We start from the raw sequence: 6665 nt of genomic DNA on the forward strand, positions 1-6665 counted from the left end.
AAAAGGGGTGAGGAAATGACCAATCGAGTTGCACTGGTCACAGGGGCCACCAGCGGCATTGGGTATGAAACCGCTCGAATGCTCGCAGAGCATGGATACCGAGTGTATGCAGCAGGACGACGCGTTCAACGGCTGGAGCCGCTTGGAGACAAGGGGGTGACGGCTGTGCGGATGGACCTGACTGATTCTGCATCCATTGAGAAGGCTGTCGCACGAATTCTGCAGAAGGAAAAACGCGTCGACCTGCTGGTCAACAACGCCGGATATGGCTCCTATGGTCCGGTCGAACAGGTCTCCATCGAAGAGGTCCGACGACAATTCGAGGTCAACCTCTTCGGCCTTGCCCGCTTAACCCAGCTGGTACTGCCCGCCATGCGCCGAGCCAGACGCGGCCGGATCGTGAACACATCATCCATGGCGGGCCGGATGGTCACCTATATGGGTGCCTGGTACCATGCCACCAAGTATGCCCTTGAAGCCTTCAGCGACGCCCTGCGCATGGAAATGCGTCCCTTCGGCATCGACGTGGTCCTGATCGAGCCCGGAGCCGTTGCCACCAACTGGGGCGCAATTGCCGCCGACCATCTCCAGACGGTTACTCGGAAGAGTGCCTATCAAGACTCAGGATCCCGAGCTGCTGCAGGGTTGCGCAAACTGTACTCCGGCAGGCATTTGACCCAACCATCAACCATCGCCAAGACCATCGTACGTGCCTCGACAGTACGCCATCCCCGTCCACGCTACCTTCTGGGCTTCGGCGCCAAGCCTCTGGTCGCCCTTCATGCCCTGCTCCCCACCCGTGCATGGGACTATCTGATGGTCCATGCTAAGAACTTGTAGACAATAAAAAAGGTATCAAACGATACCCCACTGTCGAGTTTCAAAGGAATAAAGACATTTAGGGCATGTTCATTCAGATGAGCCCGTCCACGGCTTCTTAGATTCACTGCTGCTGAATACAAAAAACTCGCTTTTGAAAGCCGTCGAGTTATGCAAAATAGAGCAGACAGTTAGCAAGGGATTCCGTAGGACAGGATCAGCATCCTTACCACAGAGTCCCTCGCCAATTGGCAGAATTCCGACTCCTCAAGCCTCTAGAGCTTGAGCTCCTAGGAGCGCCTGCTCTGCCGCCATGGGGACTCGTCCCAGTCCATCCAGACCGACATTGAGCAGGTAGTTGATGCCGTACTTGTTCAGATGGGCCTTGTAATCGTGAATGGTCTTCGGGCTCTTCCAGTTCTGGTCATGGTAGGAGAATCCCCAGGAATCGTTGATGGTTCCGGCGGTCTCATAAAGGCCGAGCTTTGAGGGTTTGAATCCTTCGACGGAATTGTAATCGACATCTTCCTCCGAGGAGGCTTTGGCGCTGGCATCCGAATCCTCAGGGATCTCGTTGTCTCCCAAAGAGACATAGTCGTAGCGACCGTTGCCAAGTCTGGAATTAATCAGGCAGTCGGGCTGTAGGCGCTTGACCGTATCGTAGATGGTCTGGCTCTGCTCGTCGCTGAGAGTCATGGGCATGTCGAACCAGGCGACCGATATTTCCCCATAGTTGCTCATGATCTCTTCAATCTGCGGCATGATCTTATGCTTGAACGCACGGTCGTAGTTCTTCTCCCCCACAAAGTCCCAGCTGTTGTCCCAGGTGGTGCCCGCCGTCTCGATGTCATTTGAGAGGTATCCGCCGCCATCCGGTTCATGCCAATCCAAATCTTGAGAATAGTAAAGGCCAAATCGCAGGCCAGCCTTGCGGCAGGCCAGGGACAACTCGCCAATTACATCCCGGTGAAATGGCGTCGCGTCATAGACGTTGTAGGTATCCACCAGCGACCGGTACATGGCGAAGCCATCGTGATGCTTTGCTGTGACGACCAGATACTGCATGCCGCAACGCTTTGCAAGATCGACTATGGCATCGGCATCGAAGTAGATGGGATTGAAGGCCTGGGTCAGGCGTTCGTACTCCTTGTTGGGAATCTGGAGCTTGGATTGGATCCACTCCGCGTAATTGCTTGACGACTTTCCCTGGTACTCCCCTCCCAGGAGCGAATAGAGACCCCAGTGAATCATCATTCCATACTTGGCTTGCTTGAACCATTCCACGGTATCGCTCATTACTTACCTCTGTTTCTGCTGATTAACACGAATTGTTTGAACTGGACCTCAGATGGTCAGCTTGCCCTTCTTAACAACGGAAGTATCATAAAGGGCCATACGCACATAGCGGACTCATGCACACATGATCATGAAACCTGGATCTTTCCTGCCAAGTACCCTGACCGAAACCTGTAAAGAAGTAACGATTATCCAGGGAGCCGAGGATCCTGTGGTATTGGCTGCAAAGCCTTCAAATGGTGTAGATAAGGTGCCTAGTATCAAAATCGGTGGACTGCTGTTCACTGTACCTCTTTTGACTCCATGAAGGTCCCTTCCTCGGAACTGTCAGCACATTCCTCATTCGTGATGGAGAGCGATTGCTTCACTCATATACTGCAAGACAACCGGATTCCATGAACCATCTTGGTCATGAATACTGCGATAGGTACTATTTTGTTAACAGTATATACCCAATTCAGAATCATACAAGCCAAAGACATCGTGCCACTATGAATTATCAAAATCTGCCATGAGGCGATTACCAAGCATATTATTAGTATCCGGTCTTTAAAGCGACTTAATGGCATGTATGCAAAACTGATATCTGACTAACGATTAAGAACACAAACATGACATTCTGCAAAACAAGAAGTATCTTTAGTAATTGTCATTAACAGACAAGAATAGGATAGAGGACATCATTGCTGTCTGCATGCGAGCAAGGCAAGCCCGCTACTGGCAGTCTGCCCTCAAGAGCACGGTCCATCAGCTTGATCATTCGGCGATCGGCTGAGGACCGGCATACTAATTGCATTCGTGTTTCGGTCAGGAAGAGCCAAACAACCATACCGACAGAAAGAAACAAGGAAATGAGTGATTCATCCCCGCAGAAAGCCAGTCACGATCAGTTCACTTGGGCATCTATTGCTACCTGGCGGATGGCCTATGAAGGTATGGCCAAGTCCAGTTCCGGTCTTGAAGAGGGCGGCCAGTCGGGCGATGCTGTCGAAAAGCTGATCCAAGAAGTTGAGGCCAACCCGGATTACACCTCCGTCGGTTATGGCGCCTTGCCGAACCGGGAAGGCGAGATGGAGATGGATGCCGCTTTCATGGACGGGAACAGCATGGCCTTGGGCGCAGTGGCCGGCATCCAGCATGTACTCCACCCCATATCCGTGGCAAGGCAACTGAGTCGACGCCATACCAGCAGCTTTCTAGTCGGACAGGGTGCGACCCGCTACGCCCAGGTCAACGGGTTCGAAATGCGCAATATGTTGACGGACAGGGCCAGAAGGCGTTGGGAGCTGGAGGCTGCCAAGACCACAACACCGGAGTCTGCCGGCCCCTATCGAGGGCACGATACGGTCGGGGCCATCTCATTGGATATGCAGGGTTCGATGGCTGTTGGCACATCGACATCGGGTCTCTTTATGAAGGAACCGGGCAGAGTGGGCGATTCACCCCTGCCGGGCTCAGGCTTCTACGTGGACAGCACCATCGGAGGGGCTGCCGCAACTGGGCTGGGGGAAGACATCATGAAAGGATGCCTCTCCTATCGTATCGTCGCCCTGATGGGAAGCGGATTGACCCCGCAGGAAGCCTGCGATTCTGCAGTCTACGAATTTGACGACCTCCTGAGGAACCGCTACGGCAAGGCCGGCGAGATCTCCCTGATTGCTCTCAGCACAAGAGGGGAATGGGGGGTGGCAACCAACGTGGAGTTCACCTTCTGTACAGCCCGGAAAGGCGAGGAGATTCGCATACTCATGGCCAATCCGGACGGCAAGGGCGGAACACGAATCGAACCAGTGACCGAGGAATGGTTGCAGGAATATGAGCACTCGCTCAAGGCGCCGATCAAATGAACTTTACAAAAAATAAGCAAGATGAGCTACACCAAAATAATTGTCAGAATACAGAACGCCCTCAATCAAGGCCGGCTGTACTCCTTAAAACCCCTTAACTGTATCCCCACTTAACTAGGTGCTCACTGCCGGACCCTTGCCCCTTGGGCAGGCGCCCGGCAAACAATTCAGAGGGACAGTCAAATAGATGCACCTCTAGAGGTACAATTATGTTTCTCAATGGGGACATTATTAATCAAACAATAAGTGAAACATTTTTTTATACGTCAATCTATTTACCGCAGATTGTCAAGTAGGTAAGGAAGGAAATCGAAAAGGGGATTAGTCGGGTACAAGCGTACATTAAATAATGAGGATTGTAAGTTTAAATTTATGTGGATCAAAATTCCCAATATTTTGCCTTTTAAGGAAAGACAAAGAGACCACACCACTGAGAATGTGTACTGTACGGCGGCATGACCTCCGTCCGTGTCCCCCCGACGAACCTGAATTCGCCTTCGATGCAATCGACCAGCCCGTTTATGCTCGCATATGGAAATCAGAGGTCTGTTTAGACAGCATGCTGTTGTTATATAATTGTTATGAAATTAAGTCGCAGGCGATGCTGTTGTACTGAGCATTTGAATTTGAATTTTTATCTGATAATTCTCTCCGTTTTATTGCAGATAGTAATGGGCCGCCTCGTTTGCATATCCATAAATGTAGGCCTGCATTACGACCCAATCCACAGGAATGTTGGCTTACATGCAGATGACTACGAAATCACTCATCTCAGGGTACCTGACGTATGCTACCCCATATGACCTCCCAGCACTTTCTGAAATAGATTCTCCAGGATCTACGTCAGCTACGCCAGCGATTCTGTCTCTTATCGGGAAGCCCTCCGTAGCTTGTGGCGTAGCTGTGTCGAATATCACGGGATCCATTTTTTCTAATATCGCTAACGGTTGCTGACCCCTGAATCAACATGAGTAAACCAATTAGTAAAACAAGAACGTTGGCATTAATCGGAAGGAACCGAATATGTCAACCACTTCATTGAACGCCGAGAGTCTTAGACCTATGCCTCCCCTGCGGAACTCACGCTTAGGGATTTTGATACCGCTCCGGTGCTCTCGCCGACACCGTCAATTGTCTCATTCTTTACCGCCCCCACAGTTGAGTGAGGTCAGTTCTGCATTGGGGTTTCGGCGGCTCCTGTGACGACGACTCTCGCGACTGTATGCTAGAAGTGGTCATCACTTCAGCGGCCAGAAAATGAGCACCAGGAACTTTGAGAGGAAAAGCCATGAGCTTGACCAATGACAACAATCCGAGGATCGAAGTCACGATGATATTTGCTGACTGCAAAGACCCGATGGCTGCGGCAGTGAAATGGGCTCAAAGCATCGCCACTTCTGAGGAAATAGATCCTAGCAAGGATCAAGTCGTGTTTATCCGTGAACTCAGGCGCGCAGAGCCGAGTCTAAGTCTGAAATCAGCCGTGTACCTTGCCCAAGTGACCGCGAGAACTTCCCGAATCGAACGCAATGCAAATGGAACAGGCATCAAGAGTCTGCTGGACACCGATCGCAATATTCCGTGAGTCCCACCCGTCCCATTCAAGCGAACAGGACATACTGGACATATGGGTATGCCTCGAAGTCATCTAATTTACTACACATCGGGCTCACCATGATTGGGACTGTTTTGTTTAGCTACACCTTCTCCCCCAGCAAGATAATGCTTGCCGCTTTCTCCGCTGCTATGTGTCGATGAACCGACTTCCCCTTTTTACCGGATGTAAGACCAGTGTGGCCATACTCTGGTCTTGATGATTGCTGATGGTGCTTCCCGCAATGCCTGCGTGGATTGCTGAAGATCTCGGTCAGACGTGTCTTGGACTACTTCGTTAAAACTTTGCCCATCGCAATAATCGGAGCCGGTGAAGAGCTCTCCAATTGCGCTATAGAAGACTTCGAGTAATCGCGTGCTTACCCGCAGTATTTATCTCATCAGCAATTATGCTGGCTTTTCGTTTTCTATAGCTAATGTACGGCTAAGTCTTGTGGTATACATGTCAACCAAGGGAGATTGATATGCGGTCAAAGAATACACAAGCTACTGACCCTAGTGGACGCAAGCGTGTCAGCGGCGCTGATGTTGATGTTACTGGAACAGCTGGCGCCTTCGAACTCACTACAACAGCGCAAAAGCCAAGGATCGAACAAATTCAAACGAGAGAAGATAGTTCATCACTCATCACTGCAGAACTTGATCAATTGACCGATAGACTGGATCAGCTTTTAACAGAGATTAAAAATGCTGACCCCGGGACCATTCCACATTTCGCTGAAAAATGGGTAACTTCTTAGCTAGCGCAACATTCTCTTATAACTGACCTTCAAATAACCAGATCCGACCAAGGTTTAATTTGGGAGGGTTCATTTTAGATAAGACTGATCGATACCCAATACGGCGTCCAGGTCTCTGAAATCGTCAGCGGAATCAGTACACTACGCAAAGTCTAGAACGGAATTCCCAGTACAAATGGGTACTGCAATCCGGTTATGCTGCAGCTCTGATTGGAGGAAATGTCGTCAGAGTCCTGTTGGAAATAATTGGAATTGACAGAGTAACACGGGAGCACTTCAGCTGATTTATGTTCTGAGTATTTGCAATTCTGATGACCACTGACACCGGAAAAGTTAATGGTTGCCAACA

5 protein-coding genes are annotated in these 6665 nt (G+C 50.4%); 4 read left to right on the plus strand and 1 reads right to left on the minus strand.

What is annotated here, in order from left to right; all coding sequences use genetic code 11:
• The first annotated feature begins 15 nt into the window (after positions 1-15).
• A complete protein-coding gene (locus tag CI603_RS06280) occupies positions 16-840 on the plus strand; it encodes an oxidoreductase (RefSeq protein WP_121913466.1) in 825 nt (274 codons plus the stop codon).
• A 246-nt stretch (positions 841-1086) separates the two neighbouring features.
• Here the strand turns inward: CI603_RS06280 and CI603_RS06285 are convergent, their stop codons facing one another.
• On the minus strand, positions 1087-2115 hold the full coding sequence (locus tag CI603_RS06285; protein WP_121913467.1) for an alpha-L-fucosidase: 1029 nt from the start codon (positions 2113-2115) through the stop codon (positions 1087-1089).
• A gap of 851 nt (positions 2116-2966) precedes the next feature.
• On the opposite strand from CI603_RS06285, the gene CI603_RS06290 reads away from it, so the two are divergent.
• The 3 genes from CI603_RS06290 to CI603_RS08955 all read left to right on the plus strand — a co-directional run bounded on the left by CI603_RS06290 (position 2967) and on the right by CI603_RS08955 (position 6316).
• Entirely contained in the window at positions 2967-3962 is a 996-nt protein-coding gene (locus CI603_RS06290) for a N(4)-(beta-N-acetylglucosaminyl)-L-asparaginase (RefSeq protein ID WP_121913468.1), read from the plus strand.
• A 1288-nt stretch (positions 3963-5250) separates the two neighbouring features.
• Positions 5251-5547 carry a hypothetical protein gene (locus CI603_RS06295; RefSeq protein WP_046322996.1) on the plus strand — a complete coding sequence of 99 codons (297 nt, stop codon included), beginning with the start codon at positions 5251-5253 and terminating at the stop codon, positions 5545-5547.
• 493 nt (positions 5548-6040) lie between these two features.
• Complete coding sequence (locus CI603_RS08955; RefSeq protein ID WP_147438289.1) at positions 6041-6316, plus strand: hypothetical protein; 276 nt, start codon at positions 6041-6043, stop codon at positions 6314-6316.
• Positions 6317-6665: the final 349 nt, after the last annotated feature.

It is taken from the genome of Bifidobacterium sp. wkB338, assembly GCF_003688325.1.
GTDB classification, from domain to species: Bacteria; Actinomycetota; Actinomycetes; order Actinomycetales; family Bifidobacteriaceae; genus Bombiscardovia; species Bombiscardovia polysaccharolytica.

Bases quoted from the DNA above. Each gene is read 5' to 3' on its own strand.
- CI603_RS06280 (WP_121913466.1), top strand. From the start codon at position 16: ATGACCAATCGAGTTGCACTGGTCACAGGGGCCACCAGCGGCATTGGG.
- CI603_RS06285 (WP_121913467.1), bottom strand. From the start codon at position 2,115: ATGAGCGATACCGTGGAATGGTTCAAGCAAGCCAAGTATGGAATGATG.
- CI603_RS06290 (WP_121913468.1), top strand. From the start codon at position 2,967: ATGAGTGATTCATCCCCGCAGAAAGCCAGTCACGATCAGTTCACTTGG.
- CI603_RS06295 (WP_046322996.1), top strand. From the start codon at position 5,251: ATGAGCTTGACCAATGACAACAATCCGAGGATCGAAGTCACGATGATA.
- CI603_RS08955 (WP_147438289.1), top strand. From the start codon at position 6,041: ATGCGGTCAAAGAATACACAAGCTACTGACCCTAGTGGACGCAAGCGT.